Raw genomic sequence first — 22,347 nt, 5'->3', positions numbered from 1 at the left:
TTCATGAAAAATTTTCTTTGCTTACTTTCTTTTTTCATTTCCGTTAATTTATTCGCGCAGGAAATTCACGATGGACTTTCTTTCAGTGTCACCGAATTTAATTTTCCAAAAACAGAAAACTGGGTGAGTCATGTGGATACGATTGAAGCAACAAACACAACGAATCAAAAAATTTTTCTTCTCAAACAAAAATATTCTCGTGAGTTTGAGGTAAGATTTCCTGCAAGCGCAATTGAGCCGAGCAAAACCGGAATTATTGAAGTTGTTTACAATCCGTCACAAAAAGGAAAGTTTAATGCATCCATTCCGATTTATCACAGCGCATCACAAACTCCGGTGAATATAATTTACAAGGGTGAAGTTCTGAGTTTTGATGAGTTTGCCGATGTGGCTTGTCCATCTTTTTCAAAACCCAATTTGAAACCAGTTGAGTTTGATTTGGAAATTTCTGTGATTGATTCTGCAACAGAAAAACCGGTTGCAAATTCTTTTCTTGAAATTACTAAAGGAGAATTTTTCACACAGCACCAAACCGATGAGAACGGAAACTTCAAAAAGAAATCTGACATAGGATTTTATATTGTGCTTGCCGAACATCCGGGATATAAAAGCAAAACAGCAGAAAAACATTTTAACCCGAAGAATCATAAACTCACAATTGCATTATCGCCTGTTGAAAAGAAAATAATAATTCCAAAGAAAGATTCCATTGTTATTTCTAAAAAAGATTTGGCACCGCTTCCGACAATCAGCAAAACAGATTTTTCTCTTGCCGATTATAAAAAGAACAATATTGTTTTTCTCATAGATAAATCTTCGAGCATGAACAAGTCCGATTGCATGCCGCTGCTTCAATCGGCAATGATACATCTTGCAAAAATGACACGAGCAGAAGACAGAATCACAATTATTACTTATGCGAATGAAGCGAAGATTGTTTTACCCGGAACTTCCGGCAATGAGCACGAAAAAATAATTAATGTGATTCAGCAATTAAAATGTGGAGGAAAAACCGAAGGCGGAAAAGCAATTCAAACGGCTTATAAAAACGCTGAAGAAAATTTTATTAAAGGAGGAATGAATCAAATCATCATTGCGACTGACGGAGGATTTAACGGTTTATCGGAAAACGAAGAAGAGTTAATGAAACTGGTTTCGGAAAAATCCAAACAAGAAATTAAATTATCCGTTCTTGCTTTCGGACAAAACCGGTATGGCAAAGCAATGATTCTGCGCCTTGCAAAACAAGGCGAAGGTTTTTATGAATTCATAGCGGATGAAAATGACGCGCATGAAAAACTTACGGATACTGTAAAGTTTCAATCGAAAATAAAATAAGTTTATCTCTCTTATTTTTATCAACAAACATTTTTCTCTCTGTGATTTTCCTTAGATTCGTTTTGTGAAAACAGCGGAGAGTAAAACTCATTACGAAAAACAATTCCGGCAGGAACTCGCGCGCCTCAATGCCGAGCAGCGCAAAGCCGTTGAGCACATTGAAGGGCCTGTGATGGTGATTGCAGGTCCGGGCACGGGCAAAACGCAAATCATTGCCGGGCGCATCGGGCATATTCTGAAATCGGATTTGCAGGTTGCTCCGCACAATATTCTTTGCCTCACTTACACCGATGCCGGAACTGTTGCTATGAGAAATCGTTTGCTCCAGTTCATCGGCCCCACGGCTTACCGCGTGAACATTTACACTTTCCACGCTTTCTGCAACGATATCATTCAGCACAACCTCGATTATTTCGGCAAGAGAGAGTTAGAACCTATTTCCGAATTGGAGAATGTTCAACTCTTGCGCGACATGGTAGATTCTCTTGATGCAAAACATCCGCTCAAGAGATTGAAAGGTGAAATCTACTATGATGTAACCCGCTTGAAAGATTTATTTCAAAGAATGAAAGAGGAAGATTGGACGCCCGAATTTGTTTCGGAACAAATCGATAAATATCTTTCCGACTTACCTAACCGCGATGAATTCATCTACAAAGTAAATAATGCGAAGCAGGGATATAAAAAAGGCGATGTAAAACAAAAAGATGTGGATGCTGTGAAAGAGAAAATGGAACTGCTCCGCGCTGCCTCTGCCCTCTTTCCGAAATATTGCGAGATGATGCGCGAGCGCAACCGCTATGATTATTCGGATATGATTCTCTGGGTGCTGAACACATTTAAGAAAGATGAAAATTTTTTGCGCAATTATCAGGAGTGGTATCAATATTTTCTGGTGGATGAATACCAGGACACAAGCGGTGCACAGAATGAATTACTGCAACGGCTCATTTCTTACTGGGAAAAACCCAACGTGTTTGTTGTTGGCGATGACGACCAATGCATTTATGAATTTCAAGGTGCGCGCGTAAAAAACATGACGCAGTTCTTCGAGCGCTACGAAAATGATATGGAGGTCATCGTGCTGAAAGAAAATTATCGCTCCACGCAAAAAATTCTGGATGCGTCAAAAGCAGTTATTGATAACAACGAACAGAGATTAGTAAATCAAACTCCGCTTCTGAAAAAAATTCCTTCGCTTAGTAAAACTCTTGCTGCTAACCATCAACCATCAACCATCAACCATCAACCATTTTTAATTCAGTATTACAATACTCAACACGAAGAAAATTCCATTGTCGAACAAATTTCAAATCTTTCTGACGTTGCAATCATTTATGCCAAGCATCGCCAAGCCGAAAATATAATTTCTCTTTTAGAAAAGAAAAATATTCCTTATAACGTAAAAAAGAAAATAAATATTCTCGACTTAACAATCACGCAGCAGATACTGAACATACTCACTTACCTGAGTGAAGAAAATAAAAGACCAAACAGCGGAGAGCACCTGTTGTTTGAAATGATGCATTATAAATTTTTCAACTTAAACCCGCGAGACATTGCAAAAATTTCCGCGCATTGCGGAAAACATTACCTGAGGTGGAGAGTTTTTCTTTCCAATTATGACGAACTTAAAAAACTGGATCTTGAAAATTATGGTTCTGTTATTTTCTTCGAAGAAAATTTGACACGCTGGCTCACCGAAGTTTCCAACTCCACGCTTCAGCTTCTTTTCGAAAAAATATTGAACTGGGGAGGAATCCTGAAACACATTCTTGATTCGCCTGAGCGCACGTGGCTTCTGCAAGTGGTGTCCACGCTTTTTGATTTTATTAAAAACGAATCTGCCAAACGCCCGCTTATTTCCGTGAAAGATTTTCTGGAAACAATTCAGGAGATGAGAGAAGAAAAAATTTCGATTCCAATTAACAAAACCGTTTACGAAGAAAATGGCGTGCATCTCATCACCGCGCATTCAGCAAAAGGGCTGGAGTTTCAGCATGTATTCATGATTGGCTGCACCACCGACTTCTGGGAGAAATCCAGAGGCATGACAAATAAGTTCTCACTTCCGGATACGCTCACCTTCACCACCAAGGACGATGAAAATAAATTAGAAAGCGCCCGCAGGTTATTTTATGTTGTAATGACGCGAGCGAAAGAACATCTGCAGATTTCATTCGCGGAAAAAACAAACGAAGGAAAAATGCTTGAACGCACGCAATTCATGGAAGAAATAATTTCTGAAACAGGCATTGCCATTGAGCGCAAACATCTTTCTGCAGATAAAATTTCCGAGTACACCGCTCTATCACTCACGGAAAAAGAAAAACCAACTACCGAAAATATTCTCACGCTCAAAAAAGAATACATCAATTCGGTGCTGGAAGATTATTCGCTGAGCATAACTCACCTGAACAAATATCTGGAATGTCCGGTGGCTTTTTATTATGAAAATATTTTGCGCGTTCCTTCTGCTAAAAATGACAACCTGGCTTTCGGAACTGCAGTGCACAGCGCAATGAAATGGCTTTTCGATGAGATGGTGAAAGAAAATAAATTCCCGTCAAAAGAAAATTTCGTGGATGCGTTTAAAAAAGCAATGTACAAACAGCGTGATTCATTCACCGAAGTGCAGTACAAAAACCGTCTTGCGCTCGGAGAAAATACTCTTCCAGATTATTACGACCATTACGTGAACTCGTGGAATAAAATTTCTGTCACGGAATTTTCCATTAAAGATATTGAAGCAGATGGAATTCCCATCAACGGAAAGTTAGACAAAATAGAATTTACCGGCAACGAAGCAAATGTGATTGACTATAAAACCGGCAAACCCGAAAACGGAATTAAGAAACTGAATCCTCCCGATGAAAAAGAGCCGTTGGGCGGAGATTACTGGAGGCAGATTGTTTTTTATAAAATTCTGCTCGATAATTTCAGGCGAAAGGAATGGAAAATGGTTTCCGGGGAAATTGATTTCATTGAGAAGCACGATAAGGAAAAAATATTTGTGAAGAAAAAAGTAGTTGTGGGAAAAGAAGATATTACTATCGTAAAAAATCAAATCAAGGAAGTTTACAACAAAATCATGAATCACGAATTTACGGAAGGTTGCAGAGAGGAAGATTGCATGTGGTGCAGGTTTGTGAAAAGCAACTCTGCAGTATTGCCGTTAGATGAAATGAAAAAAGAAATGCAGGAGAATTAATTAATGCGCAATCACAATCTTCTTCGAGAAAACTTTATCATCACTTGCAGCGCTTACTATATATAATCCGGAAGCAAACGGAATCTGCGCGTTCAAAAAATACGAGCCGGTAAGCCCTGTAATATTTTTTGTATAAAGATTCTGACCAAGAATATCAGTAATAGACACGCGGACATTTTTATTTTCGGCACCGCTAATCATAATAGAAATATTTCCTTCCGCAGTTGGATTTTCACCAATCGCCACATTCCATCCAGCACTTGCGCATGAAGAAAGTGAAGCCGATGAAAACAAACTTGTCATTCCGTTAAAATCAGTTTGCTTTAATCTATAATAGGAAGTTCCGCTTAATGGGTCAGAATCGGCAAAAGAATAATTCAGAACAATAGAAGAATTGCCTGCGCCTTTCACTGTTCCGATGGGTTGATAATTCACAGCATCAGCGCTTCTTTCAATCGTGAAATAATCATTGTTCTGTTCGGAAGCTGTACTCCATTTCACAATCACATTTTTATTTTCACATGAAGTTGAAAATGCAAGCAGTTCAATAGGAAGAATGCTGTTCTTCTTTACGAGAACAAACGGCTGAGAAGAAGAAGTGGTGAAAACAGAAACTCCGTTTGCGAGCGAAGTTCCTATTCCGCTCGTTGTGCAGGCAGTGCCGGGAGTAAATGCAGGACCCACCCAGTTGGCGCCATTCCAATATTGCGCTTCAATTAAATCGGTGGGACAATTTATTCCGGCAATGGTATTTTCATTTCCGCGATACGAAAAAGTCAAGTCAGCCGAAGGAGCGCTCACTCCGTTTTCAACCTGAAGCCGCCACCAGCGGTCAACCACCATATCGCTTGCATCGGAAGCGGGACCGGATGGATTCATATTCAGCACACCGTTTGCCAGCGGAGTGTTGGGGTTGGAAGTTGCGTAAGTGGACATAGCAAGATTTGCATCACCCGAAGTTTTGTTATACGTGAATGGAATATAATCGGTGGTACTGAAGCCGAAAGGATAGACATAACTTCCGGTGGAAGCGCCTTCATTCCATTTCACAAAATTATAATCGCTCTCAGAAATAATGTGTCCGCTGTTTACCAGAATGCCGGCAGGGTTGGGTTGGTTCACCACCAGATAAATGGGAGTGGAACTGGTGCCTCCGTTCAATCTCATAAATGCGCCATTGAGAACAAGCGCATTGTTTTGGGAAAATGAGAAAAGTGAAATTGAAAACAGAAATAAAAAAAGTAATTCTCTTTTCATGTATTAATTTTTACGAGGATGAAGGTAAAATATATTTTTTGATTCCTAAATTTATTTTTGTTCTTTCTTTCCGCGCAAACTTTCTATTGACATATTGTAGCCTAATCCATATAACTCAGGGTGGATATATTTTCCTCTTTCTTCACCGGTTTTTTCCACTTCATTCACTATGCGGTTTTTTTGAGCGTACAAATCATTTCGCACTCCTGTTACCTGCCAACTTACTTTTACATTTGACTTATCGGTTTTAATTGTGAAGTGATTGTCCGAAATTTCTTTGAGTACAATTGCCTGCGCAAACTGACCAATAACAGTTAATTGATATTTATAATCTATATTTTCCGCTTGAAAATAAGACGGAAGATTTATTATCGCTTCTCCATTTTCATCAGTAATAACATTTCCATTATATACATTCATCATGTCGGGACTTTCAACAAAACTATGAATAAGATATTTGTTTGCGGGGTCAAGCGGATGGTCTATTTTAAATGCTCCGGCAGATTTAGAAAGCGTACCTGCCACATGCACATTTCCATTGAAGTATCCTGCATAACCTGTTGTACTCTTTCCCCAAATTCCATAAGCGCCCGCGCCAACGCTGCATTCTCCATATAATCCATTTCCATTATTTCCTGTATTCGCTGCATACATGCCGTACGTTCCGCTGCCGCCCGAAGAAGTGGCATATACTCCGGAAGCACCGGCAGTAGTACTTGATACATCTCCCCACACTCCATTTACATTTCCGGTTGACTGCGTAGAAATTCCATATACACCTGTTGCACCGCTTGAAGTTGAATTATTTTCTCCCCATACTCCAAATGTTGTGCCTGTTGCTCCTCCGGCATAGCCGCGCACACCGCTTGAATTGCCGGTGGTGGAATAGGTTTGCCCGAGCACTCCGTGAATTTGCCCGCTTGTTCCGCTTGCCAATCCAAAAACTCCGGCTGCTGTGTTGGTGGTGGAAGTAATGCTTCCTTTAATTCCATACACGGCCCCATTTCCCGTTGAAACGCCTCTTATTACTGCATCGCCTGCAGTGGTTGAACTTCCCGCAACATCCAGCATCATAGTCGGATTTGTAGTATTGATTCCCACATTTCCGTTGTTTGCAATTCTCATTCGCTCGGTAAGCGTATTTCCTCCATCTGCCATGTTTGAAAAAGCAAATGCAGTGGGCAAATCAGTAGATGAAGACGAAGCCGCATCTCTTAAAACTTGTATTCGTGCCTGCGAGGAAGTGTTGTAATCATCTCCGAAATCCAAATTTCCCAATATGGAATTGAGAAGCGTGTTCGAAGTTGTCTGGCGGAGAAATACATCCACAGGGTTTGCTCCCGCCACATTATTTCTCACTTCAATATCGGAACTTGTTAACGCAGTAGAAACAGAATTCACTCCCACTTTCCCGTTAAACATTCCGGCAAGATCTCCTCCGTTTCCATAGACAGAAAAAGTTTTGTTGTTTGTATTGTGATAACCAAGATAACCTGTTGCAGTAGTGTATGCCCCGTTAGTTACATTTCCTTCCACCGCATTAAATGCAGAAGTGGTGGAACCCGAAGTGTGAAATGCATCCATTCCATCGTACGAAGCATTGCTCGAAGAAATTTTCAGATATGCTCCCGCAGGAGAAGTATTGATGCCCGCCAGCCCTGCCGAAGAAATTCTCATTCGCTCGACACCGTTAGTTTTCATAACAAAATCTTTTGCATCAGTAGTGCCGATAAAATCCGTTGGAGGATTTGTTCCGGCATTTCCGGCAAGCAGCCATTCCGTTCCGGCATTGTTTCCGGTATTAATCAGGCGAAGCCATTTTGCTCCGTCCCAGTAATAGTAACCGGGCGTAACATCATTCACCGTGGCGGTGTTGTACACAATCAAACTCGTTGCAGGAGATGTGACCGGAGAATTAGAAGTGGTTATCGTAAGCGTCACGCGCGGAACAAGCACGCCTTTACCCGTGAAGTCAACATCCAATCCTGCAGAAGAATTAGGAGTTGCGCCCGTTGCGTTGATTCCCACGTTTTGTGAAATCCCCGAAAAGCGAAACAATACGAAAAATACGAAAAGCAATACACTATTTCGAGTCAATTCGTTTTGCAAAGATTTAACTGCGGCAGTAAAATTTTTTTTCATGTTGTTGGTGTTAATCCACAGAGCGCTGCGGAGAATGGACAAAGATAAAAAAGAATGGAAACTTTTTATGAACAAATATCTAAAAGAAAAGGAAGGGTGGAAAGTTGGAAGGTTGGATGAATGTCCAGAACGGACTCCTTCGAAGGAAGACACATCCTAAAATCTTTCTTTTTCCAATTCCGAAAACTTATTTTTCTTCTTTATAAAATAATCCCAGACAATACTTCTTCTGTAAACGCATCCGGTTGCATATTGCTTAATATTTTTCTTGATGGCGTTTCGCTTGCGAAGCATTTTAAAAAACAAAGAGTAATAACTCAAATGCGCTTTCAGCACCGCCCAGAAATGAATGAACTCACCCTGCAGCAAAAAAAAACGAAGTGCTGCAATACCGTCCAGCACGCAGCGGAATTTCAATTTAATAAAAAAATATTCTGACGCATGATTTTTCACCAGCATCAGCAAATTGTTGCGGAAGTTGTAAAAAGTTTTTTTCGGATTTTCTTTTGCAAGCGTGCCAGCGCCTACATGATACACTACCGACTCGGAGCAATAAAATATTTTATAGCCGAGATTGCGTATTCTCCAGCATAAATCAATTTCTTCCATGTGCGCGAAAAAATCTTCGTCTAATTCGCCTGCTTCGTAAAAAACTTTTGAGCGAATGAACAAGCACGCACCGCTCGCCCAAAAAACTTCCCGCGTATCATTGTATTGCCCTTCATCTTTTTCAAACGAATTAAAAATTCTTCCGCGGCAAAACGGGTAGCCGTATTTGTCAATGAACCCTCCTGCTCCACCGGCATATTCAAATTCATCGCGCACATGGTAGTTTAAAAGTTTGGGCTGGCAAGCGGCAATTTGTTCATTCTGCATGAGAGCCACAAGCGGCTCCAGCCAGTTTTCAGTAACCTGAACATCTGAATTCAGCAGGAGGAAGAAATCAGCATCAATTTTCTTTAACCCTTCATTGTATCCTTTCGCGAAGCCGTGATTCTTTTCATTGCGGATGATTTTTACAGATGGAAATTTTTCCGAAAGAAATTTTATGGAATCATCAGAAGAAGCATTGTCAATCACAAACACTCCGGCAAGCGGTTCAGAATATTTTATTATATCCGGAAGAAATTTTTCAAGAAGCGTTTTTCCGTTCCAGTTAAGAATGGCGATGGCGAGCCGCATAAAGCGAAAATACTCCTAAGTTTTTGTTCAGCAAGAAAATTTTTTACCGGGGATTGTTGAATTCATCGTGCGCGTTTCCTCCAAAATGGTCAGGCGCATTTAACTGCTCCATGTCATTTGATTGAGTCATGCGCTTGTGCAGTTTCATGTCCCAGTTGGCATCGTGAAGTTCGCTGAGCGCATCGGAATGCAGCAACTGATAATTGTTGGCAACCAGTTCAGGATTGTAAAAAACAAATTTGCGTTTGGTCTGGTTGGGATTTAATTTGCTGCGGTCTTCCAGCGTATAGTATGTCCAGATTTCATACGGATAAGCGTTCGGCTCACTGGGAGATTCATCGCGCGTATCAGGAGGACCATACTGCAAATACACGCGCCCCATATCGGTTTCATATCCTTTATAAATAAAGTTGCCAAACTTTTTATTTACGGTTTTCACATCCTGGTAATATGTATTCCATGCCTGCTCGGGCGAAAGCGGATTGCGTGTTTGCCAGAAGTTATAGAAAAACTGCTGCAGGAGTTTCAGTTCGGCAAGTTTAAGTTGGTTATCAATAAAACTTTTTTCTGCTTCAGTGGAAATGGGGCGGACAGTACGGATAAATTCCGAAAGCGAATCGCGCTTGGTAAATTTAGAAGCGAAGGTGTTTTCAACCATCACGCCCGATAAATCTTTCGCAAGGTCTTCTTTCGCTTTTGCATTCTGCCGCTGGAAGAAAACTTTTTTCTGCGCAACCGGCTCGTTGTTTTTGCTTCGCACTTCAATCACCATGTTGTAATTTCCGCTCTGAAGATTTTCAATATTGAATTTTGAAAGAAGAACATTTACAGGAGAGGCGATTTCTTTTTTTGCAACGGCATATTTTTCCAGTTTCATTTTCGTTTCGTTGGTTTCAATATAATAGGTCAGCAAAAACTTTTCATTCTCGCCAAGAATTTTCTTTGTGTTGTAAATTTCCGCATAAAAAGAAATTTCATTTATGTTTCCCGGGTAGAAATCAATATTAGTATAAGGAACAAGGTCGAAACCGTTTTTGGTAAGCGTTCCGGTTTTTTCGGCTTTAGCGAATGAAGAAAGCATTTCGATGCCGGAAACAGTTACTTTATCCTGCGGGAAATCAATTTTTGTTTTCTCTTTCATGGAAACGGTTTTTCCATTCTTGTTTTTGTCTTTGAGCATGAGTTCCACTTCGTATTCGCCCGTATCGAGCGGAAAGCGCTGCTCATCTACAAAAGCAGGACGCGTGAGCGTATCGTTCTGTTCGGGGCTGAGAAGATTATATTTTTTAGAGGCGGCAATGTTTCCATTCTTCGAAAAAATAATTCCCACTTCCACATCGCCCTGGTACTTTCCGTTTTTATTTTTTCTGAATGAAACCGATTTCCCGTCTATGGAAAGATAGGTTTCTATATATGGTTTATTATCGGGCGTGCTGAAAGCGCAATGCGTGAACACAGCCCGCTGCGCCTGCGCGCTGATAAAGGCGCATAAAAAAATGATGGCAACTGTTTTTTTCACTTGAAGAATTTTCTGTTGAACAAATTTAGCATTATCTACTAATTTACCAATCTGTACTAATGTACTAATAACAGCCATTCACTTTTATAAAGAGAAAAATATTTTGTCCGCAATCCTTTTTTGATTATCTTTAGCCGAAACGGCAAAAAAGATAGCCGAAAACCTAATACGAATCGCTGTAAACTGGAAAACCTGTTGTTCGAATCGCGAATGAATGCGAATATCCGAATTTCATTTTTCCTTTCTGCACTAATTATTTTTTATGAGAGCACTGACAAGATGTTTAAGTATCTGCATTACATGTATGCTGTTTATCCTTCGGACATCCCTCTCTTTCTGAAAGAGAGGGGCGCATCCGTCATCTGACGGAGCGGGGAGAGTTTGTTTTAGCCGCTGCAATATTTTCTTCTTACTTTCGTTGGTATAATTTTCTTCCGATGAAAGTAATTGCTTTGTTTATTTCTCTTGCTTATGTTCAGTTTGTGTTTGCAGAAAGCGATTCTGCTGCTATAAAGACCATTCATAAATTCAAACTCGAAGGTTTTTATTTTCAAATAGGAGATAATAATTACAGAAATGATAATGGAGGGCTTGGAGATTTCAAAACGCTCTCATCTAATTCTGTTTTATTACAAAATAATTTTTCTAACTATAATTCGTATGAATACGCGAATACAATATATTCCGGAACATACTTATCTCTTTCAAGCGGAATAAAGTTTAGGAATAAAGACAAAACAGCGTATAAAAAAAATACTGAATTAAGAATAGGGCTTGATTGTTTTACAACATTTCCTCTTTTTCATGAACTATCCACTCCGCATGATACCACTAAAAATATTAATCATAACGACACATCGTATTCGATGGCTTATTTTTCACGCAATATCAGGTTGAATGGTTCGCTTATTTACAGAACAAATCCTGCAAGGCACTTTTCTTTTTATACAGGCGCTGGAATTACAGCAGGAATAAGTATTAATAAAACGGTTATTGATAAGCAAATCATATATGACGACACTTCTTATGATAGTGTTTCTGAAAAACAAGAAATATGGCGCAACAAAAATAGTTTTGGCGGTTCGTTTTTTATTCCAATGGGTGTTGACTGGCGAATGGGAAACAAAAGAAACTTCTGGAAACACTCGCATTTGTTTTATGAAGTCAGAGTGGGAGCCAATGTTTCTTCCATTCCCGAATTGAACAGAACAACGGTGAGTATGAGTTGGCAAAATCTTTTCGGAGCAAGAGTTTCATTAATGCCTGTGGAAATTTATAAACACCGCCCACGCTCTGCTGTGAAACCCGACACTATTATTAAAAACGAAATTGCCGTGGGCATTGCGCCTATTTTATACAGAGGACTACAACCTAATCCACCCAATAATCTTTATCAAAAAGAAGAAAGATATTCTTTGATTAATGAGGTAAGAAGCACTTACCGTATTATTTATAAACATTTTTTTAATAAATCAGCAATACGATTCGGATTTTTTTATGAAAATGTTTTTAGAGGAGATAACCAAGATTTTTTTTCTATATCTCGCAGTATTTCCTATTCCTATTTTTCTTTTCCTCCTTCTACCGCCTTTTCTACCGCCTCTTCTACCGACAGCACCAGTTCCTATTTAGATTATACTCTTTCGGGGCAGCCAAGCAAAGGATTGAGCGCGGGCTATGAATATAAAATGGGAAAGAAAAAATTAAAATTCATTTTTGGATTTGATGTGCTTGGCGCTGTTTATCCTATTTCCGAAACAACAGACAGGGTTAAAGAAAAATTTCGTAATGATACTCTTTCATTTCCACCTTATGTTGTAAAACTCAGATATTCCTACGAGTATACCGCATTAGAAGAACAAAAATCTTATCTTAAAAAAATTTCTATCGCGCCATTTTGGGGAATGCGCTATGATTTCACGCATCATTTCTCCATGAGCATTCAAACAGGTGTTGAATCGTATTGGCTTTTAGGAAAAATAAAATTTATTGATGACAATGGAACTGCGTATTCTCAATCGGTCAATGAATTTATGTCAATGAAGGATAGTTTCTTCACCGATATTTCTCTCATTTACCGGTTTCAGAAAATTTCTTTTCGGAAAAAAATTTCTCGCTTGTAATGTTCGCGCTCATTCGATGTTAGCATAATACAATATATTTGCAAACGTTTCGTTGAGCAGGCGTTCAATTAAAAATTCCCTTATGAAAAAAATATTTCTTTCAGCATTATTTGTAGTGATGACAGCGGCATTGTTTGCCCAAGATGCTTTTCCACCGCAGCCGCAACTCGTAACGCGCAAAGGCGAACCCTTTCTTCCCGATTCAGGCGATTGGGCAATCAGTTTTGATGCCGTGCCGTTTATGAATTACATGGGAAATCTTTTCAGCGGCTCCACCACTCAAAACACTTCTCCCGGAGCAGCATGGCTCAACCCCACGCTCATGACCGTTACCGGAAAAATGTTCAAAGATGCTCACACCGCTTTGCGCGCAGATGTGCGCATTGGTTTTAATTCCGCCAGCCAGAGCGCCATGATTCAGGATGCATCGGTTACCAATCCTTCCACCTACCCTGCCGTTCCGCCCATGCGCGAAGATGTGATGACGAACTCCGGATATTATATAGGTATAGGAATCGGCAAGGAAAAACGCAGAGGCAAAACCCGCCTGCAGGGCTATTACGGCTATGAATTTATTTTATGGCGCAGCGGCAGGAAAAATAAATTTGAATACGGCAACGTGCTTGCCGCCACCGGAACTCCCGTGAGCGTGAGCACAACAACTACTACCGATTTCGGAACTACTGCAACTTCCACCGGCTCCAACATTACCACCGATACCTATGGAAACGCAGCGCGCATTACCAATGAGCGGCTGGGAACTGTGTTTGGAATTGGCGCGCGCGGGTTTGTGGGCGCAGAATATTTTTTGTTCTCTAAAATTTCTATTGGCGCTGAATACGGATGGGGAGTCGGAGTTGCTTCCATCGGAAAAAGCACAAGGAGCATGGAAAGCGTGGGCGGCTCTCCTCCCAGCGTGGGCACTCAAACAATTACCGGAGGAAAAGCAAGCAGTTTCGGTTTCGACACCGATATTAACGGAGGGCTTGGATCCGGCACCGGCTCACTGAAAATTACGCTGCACTTTTAAACATCGAAGTACGAAAGCATAAAAAGAAGCTGCCTCAATATTACTTTTGAAACGGCTTCACAAACCAACAATTGAAAAAAAGAACGCGAAAAAAAGTTTACCGGCTCGTAGTGGGTTTGCCTTCCTTAATTTTCTTTATGGCTTCCAGTGCATTTTCACTCATGGTCAAATGCCGCTGAAGCGTGGCAATTTTTCCGGTGGCAAATTGTTTCACATCTTCATCGCTGCCTTTCTCGGCTTCGCTTCTGAATTCATCAATATCTTTCTTGTGGTCTTTAATCTTTTGCGAAGCATAATCCTTATCCAAATCAATTCCGCTTTTCTCCGCTAACTTATCATACACTTCCTGCTTTTTTGAACTCAAGCCGTTGGTCAGCGTAATTTGTTTTCTGTCTGCCAAACTTTCTATCTCTTCATTTATTTTTGCGTGGTCATCGTGCATCATTTTGCCTAAGTCCTTTCCCTGCTGCGTGAGGGCATGCGATTCCACATACGTACCCATTTTTTCCTCAAACAAAACCGCCATCGTAAGCGGCTTTTACAAAATCATTGTCGCTGGCAGCGGGCAAATCACCGGCAGAAAGAATAGTAGTGTTGCCTTCGCTGGTGGTTTGTTTGCTGCCGGAAAATAAATAAAACCCCGCCACCACTGAGCATACTAAGAGAACAGAGAAAAAAATATTATTTCTCAGATTCTTTTTTTGAAAAGTTGTTTTCACATTGTTTGTTTTCATTGTAAAATATTTTTTAGTTATGCGGATATGCGTTCAAAAACATGCCGGAAGAAAAATCTTCCCATTGCGAAACGAAAAATTTATGTAGGTTTGCCGCTATGTTTTTCCCCCTGAAGAAATATTTTTTATTGTCACTTTTCCTTCTACCTTCCCTTGCCTTCAGCCAATCCAAAAAGGAAACCAAAGTTCTCATAGGGGAAAAAGGGCTTTACCCGCTGTATAATTATTCCACCAAAGAATACCGCGCGCTTCCGCAAAACTGGGCAATCATGCAGGACAAGCGGGGCGTAATGTATTTTGGAAACAACCAGGGAATTTTAGAATACGATGGCGTTTCGTGGCGCATGATGAAGGTCTTCAACGAAACCAACATCCGTTCGTTTGCCATGGATGAGAGCGGAAAAATTTTTTCAGGCGCTGCCGGAGATTTTGGTTTTCTTGCTCCCGATTCTTCGGGAAGCATTCATTACCGCTCGCTGCTGAAATACGTGAGCAAGGATGACCGTGATTTTTCTGACATCTGGTGCACGCAGGCAACTAAGAACGGAATTTTTTTTCAGAGCGATGATAAAATTTTCCGCTGGAACGGAACAGAAATAAAAGTGTGGCACGCGTCAAAAACTTTTCACCGCATTTTCAAAATCAACAACCGCATTTTTGTTCGCGAGCGCGAAGTGGGCTTGCTCGAAATCAAAGGCGATAACATTGAACTGGTGAAAGGAGGCGATGCCTTTGCCGATGAAACCATTTACGCCATGATTCCTTTTCCTTCCGCCAACTCGGAAGACATTCTTCTCTGCACAAAAAAGAAAGGATTGTTTCTTCTGAAATCCACCCCCCGCAGTTCAGAATTCAAACTCGAACAGTTTCCAACGCAGATTGACCCTTTTCTTTTCGAGAACCTGAGTTATCATTTGCTGAAAACTCCGGTGGGATATTCTATTGCAACGGTTACGAAAGGCGCAGTGCTCATTGATGCGGAAGGAAATCTGGTGAACTTTCTGAACAAAGACATCGGCTTGCAGGATGAAACTATTTATTCGCAGTTCATAGATAATTCGGGCAACCTCTGGCTTGCGCTCAGCAACGGAATTTCGCGCGTGTCCATAAAATCTCCTGTCACTTATTTCTCCGATAAAAATGGTCCGGGTGGAACCGTGCAATACATCACGCGCCACAATAACACGCTTTACACCACAACAGTGCAGGGAGTTTATTTTCTGAATCCCGGAAATGTAACGAACGGAAACATTCTTTCTTCCGCATCGTTTGATAAAATTCCTTCCATCAACGAAGAGTGCTGGGATATTCTTTCATTCAAAAATGGAAACTATTCCACGCTGCTCGTTGCATCGAGCGGAAACATTTATACGATTGATGACAACAAAAAAGTTTCTTCGCTTTTTCCCTATGGTCCATGGATTCTTTACCGCTCTAAATATGATTCTTCCAGAATTTTTCTTGGACTTAACAACGGCTTTGCTTCCATTTATTGGAACGGAACAAAATGGATGGATGAAGGAAGCATTCTCGAAATAAAAGAAAGCGTTCGCTCGGTGGAAGAAGATAAAGAAGGAAATGTTTGGCTCGGGCACGACAACGGTGTAATCAAAATAAAATTCAGAAACAATTCGCCTGGCGCAAGAAAAAATTCCGAAACGCAGTCATACAGTTATACAAAATATAATTCTTCGGCAGGTCTTCCCGATGGAACGGTTGAACTCCAAAGCATAGATGGAAACGTTTTATTTTTTACCGTGAAAGGAATTTATAAACTCGAAGGCGAAAAATTTTCTCCAGAAACTAAATTCGGCTCCGTGTTTGCAGACGGCACTCACCAGGTGTACCGCGTTTCGCCTGACAAGCAATCGGGAAAAATATGGATGGAAACTTACTACACCGAAAAAAATAAATACGAGTTCGGTTTTCTCTCCAAAGAAAAAAACGGAACTTATTCATGGAATGCAACTCCGTTCATGCCTTACACAGAAGAAATTATTCACTCCATTTATCACGATGGAAACGGAATTACCTGGTTTGGCGGAGCTGCAGGGCTTTTCCGCTACGATGCGAATGAAGATAAGAACGAAACAAAAACTTTTGCTTCCATCATTCGCAAAATTACCATCGGAAAGGACTCCACTATTTTCAACGGCACTTCGTTTGATTCAACGCACATCAGCGCGCTGAAGCAAAACTCTCTTCTTGTTCCACGCCTTCCGTTTTCCAGCAATTCAATGAACATAGAATTTTCCGCGCTCGACTTCATCAATGAAAACGCAGAACGCTTTCAATATTATCTCGAAGGTTTCGACAATGACTGGAGCAACTGGAAGCGCGAAACAAAAGCGGTTTACACCAACCTGCCCGAAGGAAAATATATTTTTCATGTGAAAGCAAAAAATATTTTCAATCAGGAAAGCACCGAAGCCGCATATGAATTTTCAATTGCTCCGCCATGGTACCGAACGTGGTGGGCATACATATTATATGTGCTCGCTTCCATTGGATTTGTATGGGGAATTGTTACCTACACTTCGCGCGGGCTGAAAGCGATTATCCGGGAGCGCACTGCGGAAATTGTAAAACAAAAAGAAGAAATCGAATATAAAAACCGAAACATTACCGACAGCATTAACTACGCAAAAAGAATTCAGGATGCCATTCTTCCTCATTACGAACTCATGCGCAGCAAATTTCCCGAAAGTTTTATTCTTTACCGCCCCAAAGATATTGTTGCCGGAGATTTTTATTGGTTTGCCGAGAAGGAAGGAAAATTTATTGTGGCTGCCTGCGATTGCACCGGTCATGGTGTGCCGGGCGCATTCATGTCGCTCATCGGTTATTCCTTGCTGAACGAAGTGCTGCTCGAAAAGCATTTTGCTTCTCCCGCAAATGCGCTCGATGCCATGAAGCGCGGCATTATTAAATCGCTCGGGCAAACCGGGCAGGAAGGCGAGCAGAAAGATGGAATGGATATGTCACTCGTATCCTTGGAAGTTTCGCTCGAAGAAAATAAAATGAAGCAGAAACTTGTTTATGCAGGCGCGAACAATCCGTTGTACCTCGTTCGCAAAGGAGAATTAATTGAACTCAATGCCGATAAAATGCCCATTGGAATTTATCTCGGACAAGACAGGCCATTTGTGGATAAAGAAATTACATTGGAAGCAGGCGATACATTTTACATGTTCTCCGATGGCTATGCCGACCAGTTTGGCGGAAAGGATGGAAAAAAATTTACGAAGAAAAGATTTAAAGATACGCTGCGCTCGCTCGAGCATACCCCCATGAGCCGCCAGAAAGTTCTTCTTGAAAACACTATGGATGAGTGGCTGGGCGAAAACCAGCAGATTGACGATGTGCTGGTGGTTGGAATAAGGATATAAAATTTATTTTATCATCCTCTCAAATTCATTCTCATCAATAATCTTCACACCAAGTTTTTCGGCTTTCTTTAATTTTTCTGGTCCCATGTTTTCGCCTGCAATAATATAATTTGTCTTTCCGGAAACCGAGCCAACTACTTTTCCTCCGTTCTGTTCAATGGCGATTTTCAAATCATCGCGCGAGAATTTTGTAAAGACACCGGACACTACAAAGGTGAGACCGGTTAATTTAGTTGATTGAGCTAATTGGGTTGACTGAGATTCGAATTGAAGTCCGTATTTTTTCAAACGCTCAATGAGTTCAATATGTTTTTTCTCTTTGAAAAAATCTATAATGCTTTTCGCAACAGTTTCGCCCACATCTTCAACTTCCACAAGCGAAGCAACTTCCTTTTCTTTAACCAGGTTGTCAATATTTCTGAAATGCCTTGCTAATTTTTTCGCCATCGTTTCTCCCACGTGACGGATTCCAAGCGCATACAAAACTCTTTCAAAGGGAACTTGTTTTGATTCTTCGATTCCGTTCAGCAAATTGCTTACGGATTTTTCTCCCATCCGGTCAATCTGTTCGAGTTCTGTCTTATGTTTTTTCAGTTCGTAAATGTCCGCCACATTTTTCAAATATTCTTTTTCATAGAGCATAATAATTGTTTCTTCGCCCAGCGAATCAATGTTCATCGCCTTGCGCGAAGTGAAATGAATCATCTTTCCTGTAACTTGTGGCGGGCATCCCCATTCGTTCGGACAATAATGCGCGGCAAAATCTTCTTCGCGTTTTAATTCCGTTCCGCATTCAAGGCAGTGTGTGATGAATTTTGTTTTTGCCAACTGTCGACTGCCGACTGCCAACTTTTTTCTTTTTTCCAAATCCACTCCTGTAATCTTCGGAATAATTTCTCCGCCCTTCTCCACGAAAACCGTATCGCCAATTCGCACATCCAACTTTTCAATGATGTCCGCATTATGAAGCGAAGCGCGCTTCACCGTTGTGCCCGCGAGCAAAACAGGTTTGAGATTCGCCACGGGAGTAATCGCTCCCGTTCTTCCCACCTGGTAAGAAATAGATTCGAGAATTGTTGCAGCAGCTTCCGCTTTGTATTTAAACGCGATTGCCCAGCGCGGAGATTTTGCGGTGAAGCCCAAAACTTTTTGCTGATCGTATGAATTTACTTTGATGACAATGCCGTCAATATCAAACGGAAGTTTTTTTCTTTCCTTCTCCCAGTAATCAATGAACTCAAAAATTTCTTCCACTGTTTTGCATTTGGAAATAAATTCAGGAGTTTTAAATCCCCACTTCTTTGAATCTTTCAAACTTTCATAATGACTTTTGAACGGAAGTTCTTTTCCATAGTAGCCGTAGATGTAGCAATCAAGTTTTCTTTTCGCGACAATTGCTGAGTCCTGCATTTTCAAAGTTCCAGCAGTAGAATTTCTTGGATTTGCGAGAAGTGCATCGCCTGCTTCGGCTTTTTCCTTGTTGATGGCGTCAAACATTTTCCGTGTCATGAAAACTTCTCCGCGCGCTTCAAACTTTTTCGGAAAATCATTTCCCTTCAACTTCAGCGGAATGCTCCGAATGGTTTTCGCATTGGTAGTAATTTCATCGCCTTGCTCGCCATCTCCGCGCGTAACGGCCTGAACCATTTTTCCATCTTCGTATTTTATTCCGAGCGCAACACCATCATATTTTAATTCGCACACGTATTCAATTTGTCCTGCCACTCCTTTGCGAACTCGTTCATCAAAATCTTTCAGTTCATCTTTTGAATAAGAATTGCTGAGGGAAAGAAAAGTATAATCGTGTTTTACTGCTTTGAATTCTTTTGTGATTGTTCCGCCAACCCGCTGCGAAGGAGAATCTGATTTGAGTAGCTCAGGAAATTCTTTTTCGAGTTTCACCAGTTCTTCCATCATCATATCAAAATCATAATCGCTGATGCTGGGCTGAGCAAGCACATAATATTTATAGTTATGCTCCTCCAGTTCTTTGGAGAGTTGCTCTATTTTTTTTCTTGCCTGTTCCTTGTTCATCTACTAATTTACTAATCGCTACTAATATACTAATGAACTGCCATTGTTTTTGGCTGTTGATTGCCTACTGCCTTTTGCTTAGTGCTATGCGGTCTTTCCCGCTCATGTCTTTTTTTATTTCTACGTTCTTAAATCCTTTGTTCTCCAGAAGTTTTTTTATTTCATTTCCCATTGCTTCATTGATTTCAAAATAAAGTTTTCCGCTCTGGGAAAGATTCTGTAAAGCAAAATCCGCTATGGAATTATAAAAGAGTAAAGGATTAGTATCATCTACAAATAAAGCTAGATGAGGTTCATAGTTCAGAACATTTTTGCTCATAGACGATTTTTCAGATTGTTGAACATAAGGAGGATTCGAAACGATTATATCAAAGTTGTTGAGTTGATGAGTGAATGAGTTGTTGAGTTTTAAAATGTCGCCTTGCAGGAAATTAATTAATGTATGATTCAAAATAGAATTTTGTTTTGCCACCAGTAGCGCTTCGTCAGAAATATCAAAAGCGGAAACAGTCGCTTCAGGAAGATTTTTTTTCAGCGCAATGGCAATGCAGCCGCTTCCGGTTCCAATGTCAAGAATATTCATCCCTTGTCCCCTGCCCGTTGTCCCTTGCAAAATTTCTTCAACCAATTCTTCCGTTTCAAGACGAGGAATCAGAACGTGTTCGTTTACTCGTATTTTTAATCCGTAAAACTCTGTGTAACCTAAAATGTATTGAATCGGTTTGTGTTTTTTTAAATCCGAAAGAATTATTTTGAACCGTTCTGTTTCTTTTTCTCCAAGCGATTGATTCGCTTTCAACTGCAAATGCCTGCGCGTATAGCCGAGAAATTCATTCATTGAAAAAAAAATAAAGTTTTCTATTTCTTCTGCAGAATAAATATTCTTCAACTCATCGCGAAAGAGTTGTATGACATCTTTAATTTTCACTTTACAAAGTAAGTATATTTGTTTGGATGATTGCGCATGAAAAATACATAAAGCGTTGCATTGAACTGGCGCAAAAGGGTTTTGTAAAAGTTGCGCCCAATCCAATGGTCGGTTGCGTGATTGTTTGCGATGAAAAAATTATTGGTGAAGGTTATCACAAAAAATTCGGAGAAGCTCATGCTGAAGTGAATGCAATTGATTCTGTAAAAGATAAATCTCTTCTGAAAAATTCTACTTTATATGTTAACCTTGAGCCCTGTTCTCATTTCGGCAAAACTCCGCCTTGCGCTGAACATATAATAAGGTATAAATTAAAATATGTTGTCATCGGAACTCTTGACCCAAATCCTCTTGTGGCAGGAAAAGGAATTCAAAAATTAATTTCTGCAGGTTGTGATGTGAAGGTTGGAATTCTTGAAGATCAATGCCGAGAATTAAATAAAAGGTTTTTTATTTTTCATGAAAAGAAAAGACCATTCATTATTCTTAAATGGGCGGTGACAAAAGATAATTACATGGGAATTTTAAATCTCAAATCTCAAATCTCAAATCTCAAATCTCAGAAGTTGGTTCATCAATGGAGAAGCGAGGAGCAAGCAATAATGATTGGAACGAATACTGCTTTGACAGATAATCCGAAACTTACTACGCGACTGGTGAAAGGAAAAAATCCTCTGCGGATTGTGATTGATAAGGATTTAAAAATTCCTTCTAAGTTTCATTTGCTCGATAAAAAAATTTCGACAATTGTTTTTACAGCTAAACAGAAATCCTCAAGCAAAAATCTTGAATACGTGGAGATTGATTTTAAGAAAAACGTTTTGAATCAAATCCTCATTGTTCTTCATCAAAGAAATATTCAATCTCTCATAGTAGAAGGCGGAGCAAAACTTTTGAATTCATTTATTAAGGAAGGGATTTGGGATGAAGCCAGAGTATTTACAAGTAATAAAAAATTGAATCAGAAAGATGGAATTGCTTCTCCGGAAATCTCAGGAAAAATTATTTTGGAAAAACAAATTGGAAGCGACTCGCTGAAAGTGCTTAGAAATATTTCTTAATCTTCTCAATAAATTCTCCAGGAGCAGCAATTGGTTTGTTCGATTTCTTATCTATAAATACAAGTACAACTTCTGCCTTATTCAACAATTCTTTTTTTTCATTGTAAGTTTCATATTCGAAAATCAATCTTGCTTCCGGAAGTTTTGGAATAGTTGTTTTGATTGTCAGCAAGTCATCATAAAATGCGGGCTTGAAATATTTCACAGAGAAAGTATAAACGGGCAGAATAATTCCGCTGTCTTCAATCTCTTTGTAATTCATTCCCAGTTCGCGAAGCGCTTCCACGCGCGCGACTTCAAAATACTCAGCGTAATTCCCGTAGTAAGCGTAACCCATTCTATCGGTTTCTCCGTAGCGCACCCGTAATTTTACTTCTGAAGAAAACATATTTTCCCTAT

At 40.1% G+C, this 22,347-nt stretch carries 15 protein-coding genes and 1 pseudogene; 7 read left to right on the top strand and 9 right to left on the bottom strand.

Annotated features, from left to right (window positions below; genetic code table 11):
- The first annotated feature begins 3 nt into the window (after positions 1-3).
- Complete coding sequence (locus tag HY063_14655) at positions 4-1,338, top strand: VWA domain-containing protein (GenBank protein MBI3503027.1); 1,335 nt, start codon at positions 4-6, stop codon at positions 1,336-1,338.
- 85 nt (positions 1,339-1,423) lie between these two features.
- Positions 1,424-4,549 (top strand): annotated as a pseudogene (locus tag HY063_14650) (ATP-dependent helicase).
- Here the strand turns inward: HY063_14650 and HY063_14645 are convergent.
- Both HY063_14645 and HY063_14640 read right to left on the bottom strand, forming a co-directional pair.
- Positions 4,550-5,806 carry a T9SS type A sorting domain-containing protein gene (locus HY063_14645; GenBank protein ID MBI3503026.1) on the bottom strand — a complete coding sequence of 419 codons (1,257 nt, stop codon included), beginning with the start codon at positions 5,804-5,806 and terminating at the stop codon, positions 4,550-4,552.
- Positions 5,807-5,857: 51 nt separating this feature from the next.
- On the bottom strand, positions 5,858-7,864 hold the full coding sequence (locus tag HY063_14640; GenBank protein MBI3503025.1) for a hypothetical protein: 2,007 nt from the start codon (positions 7,862-7,864) through the stop codon (positions 5,858-5,860).
- A gap of 82 nt (positions 7,865-7,946) precedes the next feature.
- Here HY063_14640 and HY063_14635 point away from each other — a divergent pair, with 82 nt between their 5' ends.
- Complete coding sequence (locus HY063_14635; GenBank protein MBI3503024.1) at positions 7,947-8,108, top strand: hypothetical protein; 162 nt, start codon at positions 7,947-7,949, stop codon at positions 8,106-8,108.
- On the opposite strand, the gene HY063_14630 is transcribed toward HY063_14635, so the two are convergent.
- Both HY063_14630 and HY063_14625 read right to left on the bottom strand, forming a co-directional pair.
- Positions 8,105-9,130, bottom strand: a complete 1,026-nt coding sequence (locus HY063_14630; protein ID MBI3503023.1) for a glycosyltransferase family 2 protein — start codon at positions 9,128-9,130, stop codon at positions 8,105-8,107. The genes HY063_14635 and HY063_14630 overlap by 4 nt on opposite strands.
- A gap of 43 nt (positions 9,131-9,173) precedes the next feature.
- Positions 9,174-10,649, bottom strand: coding sequence for a GWxTD domain-containing protein (locus HY063_14625; GenBank protein MBI3503022.1), 1,476 nt, complete (start codon positions 10,647-10,649; stop codon positions 9,174-9,176).
- Between the two features lie 437 nt (positions 10,650-11,086).
- Between HY063_14625 and HY063_14620 the strand changes: the two genes are divergently transcribed.
- The gene (locus tag HY063_14620; protein ID MBI3503021.1) at positions 11,087-12,772 is read left to right on the top strand and encodes a hypothetical protein; all 1,686 of its coding nucleotides are present in this window, start codon (positions 11,087-11,089) and stop codon (positions 12,770-12,772) included.
- A gap of 82 nt (positions 12,773-12,854) precedes the next feature.
- Positions 12,855-13,802, top strand: a complete 948-nt coding sequence (locus tag HY063_14615; GenBank protein ID MBI3503020.1) for a hypothetical protein — start codon at positions 12,855-12,857, stop codon at positions 13,800-13,802.
- 97 nt (positions 13,803-13,899) lie between these two features.
- Here the strand turns inward: HY063_14615 and HY063_14610 are convergent, their stop codons facing one another.
- On the bottom strand, positions 13,900-14,292 hold the full coding sequence (locus tag HY063_14610; protein ID MBI3503019.1) for a DUF4142 domain-containing protein: 393 nt from the start codon (positions 14,290-14,292) through the stop codon (positions 13,900-13,902).
- Between the two features lie 19 nt (positions 14,293-14,311).
- Positions 14,312-14,536, bottom strand: coding sequence for a hypothetical protein (locus HY063_14605; GenBank protein ID MBI3503018.1), 225 nt, complete (start codon positions 14,534-14,536; stop codon positions 14,312-14,314).
- 41 nt (positions 14,537-14,577) lie between these two features.
- Here HY063_14605 and HY063_14600 point away from each other — a divergent pair, with 41 nt between their 5' ends.
- Positions 14,578-17,925 (top strand): SpoIIE family protein phosphatase, encoded by a 3,348-nt coding sequence (locus HY063_14600; protein MBI3503017.1) that lies wholly within the window; start codon positions 14,578-14,580, stop codon positions 17,923-17,925.
- 3 nt (positions 17,926-17,928) lie between these two features.
- Here the strand turns inward: HY063_14600 and ligA are convergent, their stop codons facing one another.
- Positions 17,929-19,959 carry an NAD-dependent DNA ligase LigA gene (gene ligA / locus HY063_14595; protein MBI3503016.1) on the bottom strand — a complete coding sequence of 677 codons (2,031 nt, stop codon included), beginning with the start codon at positions 19,957-19,959 and terminating at the stop codon, positions 17,929-17,931.
- A gap of 64 nt (positions 19,960-20,023) precedes the next feature.
- The gene (gene prmC / locus HY063_14590) at positions 20,024-20,797 is read right to left on the bottom strand and encodes a peptide chain release factor N(5)-glutamine methyltransferase (GenBank protein ID MBI3503015.1); all 774 of its coding nucleotides are present in this window, start codon (positions 20,795-20,797) and stop codon (positions 20,024-20,026) included.
- A 116-nt stretch (positions 20,798-20,913) separates the two neighbouring features.
- Here prmC and ribD point away from each other — a divergent pair, with 116 nt between their 5' ends.
- Positions 20,914-21,948 (top strand): bifunctional diaminohydroxyphosphoribosylaminopyrimidine deaminase/5-amino-6-(5-phosphoribosylamino)uracil reductase RibD, encoded by a 1,035-nt coding sequence (gene ribD / locus HY063_14585; GenBank protein MBI3503014.1) that lies wholly within the window; start codon positions 20,914-20,916, stop codon positions 21,946-21,948.
- Here ribD and HY063_14580 read toward each other — a convergent pair.
- On the bottom strand, positions 21,932-22,336 hold the full coding sequence (locus HY063_14580; GenBank protein MBI3503013.1) for an acyl-CoA thioesterase: 405 nt from the start codon (positions 22,334-22,336) through the stop codon (positions 21,932-21,934). The genes ribD and HY063_14580 overlap by 17 nt on opposite strands.
- Between the last annotated feature and the right edge of the window lie 11 nt (positions 22,337-22,347).

The sequence above is a fragment of the Bacteroidota bacterium genome (genome assembly GCA_016195025.1).
Lineage (GTDB): Bacteria > Bacteroidota > Bacteroidia > Palsa-948 > Palsa-948 > Palsa-948.
Note: the sequence above shows the minus strand (reverse complement) of the source record. Positions and strands in the feature narration are given on the sequence as shown.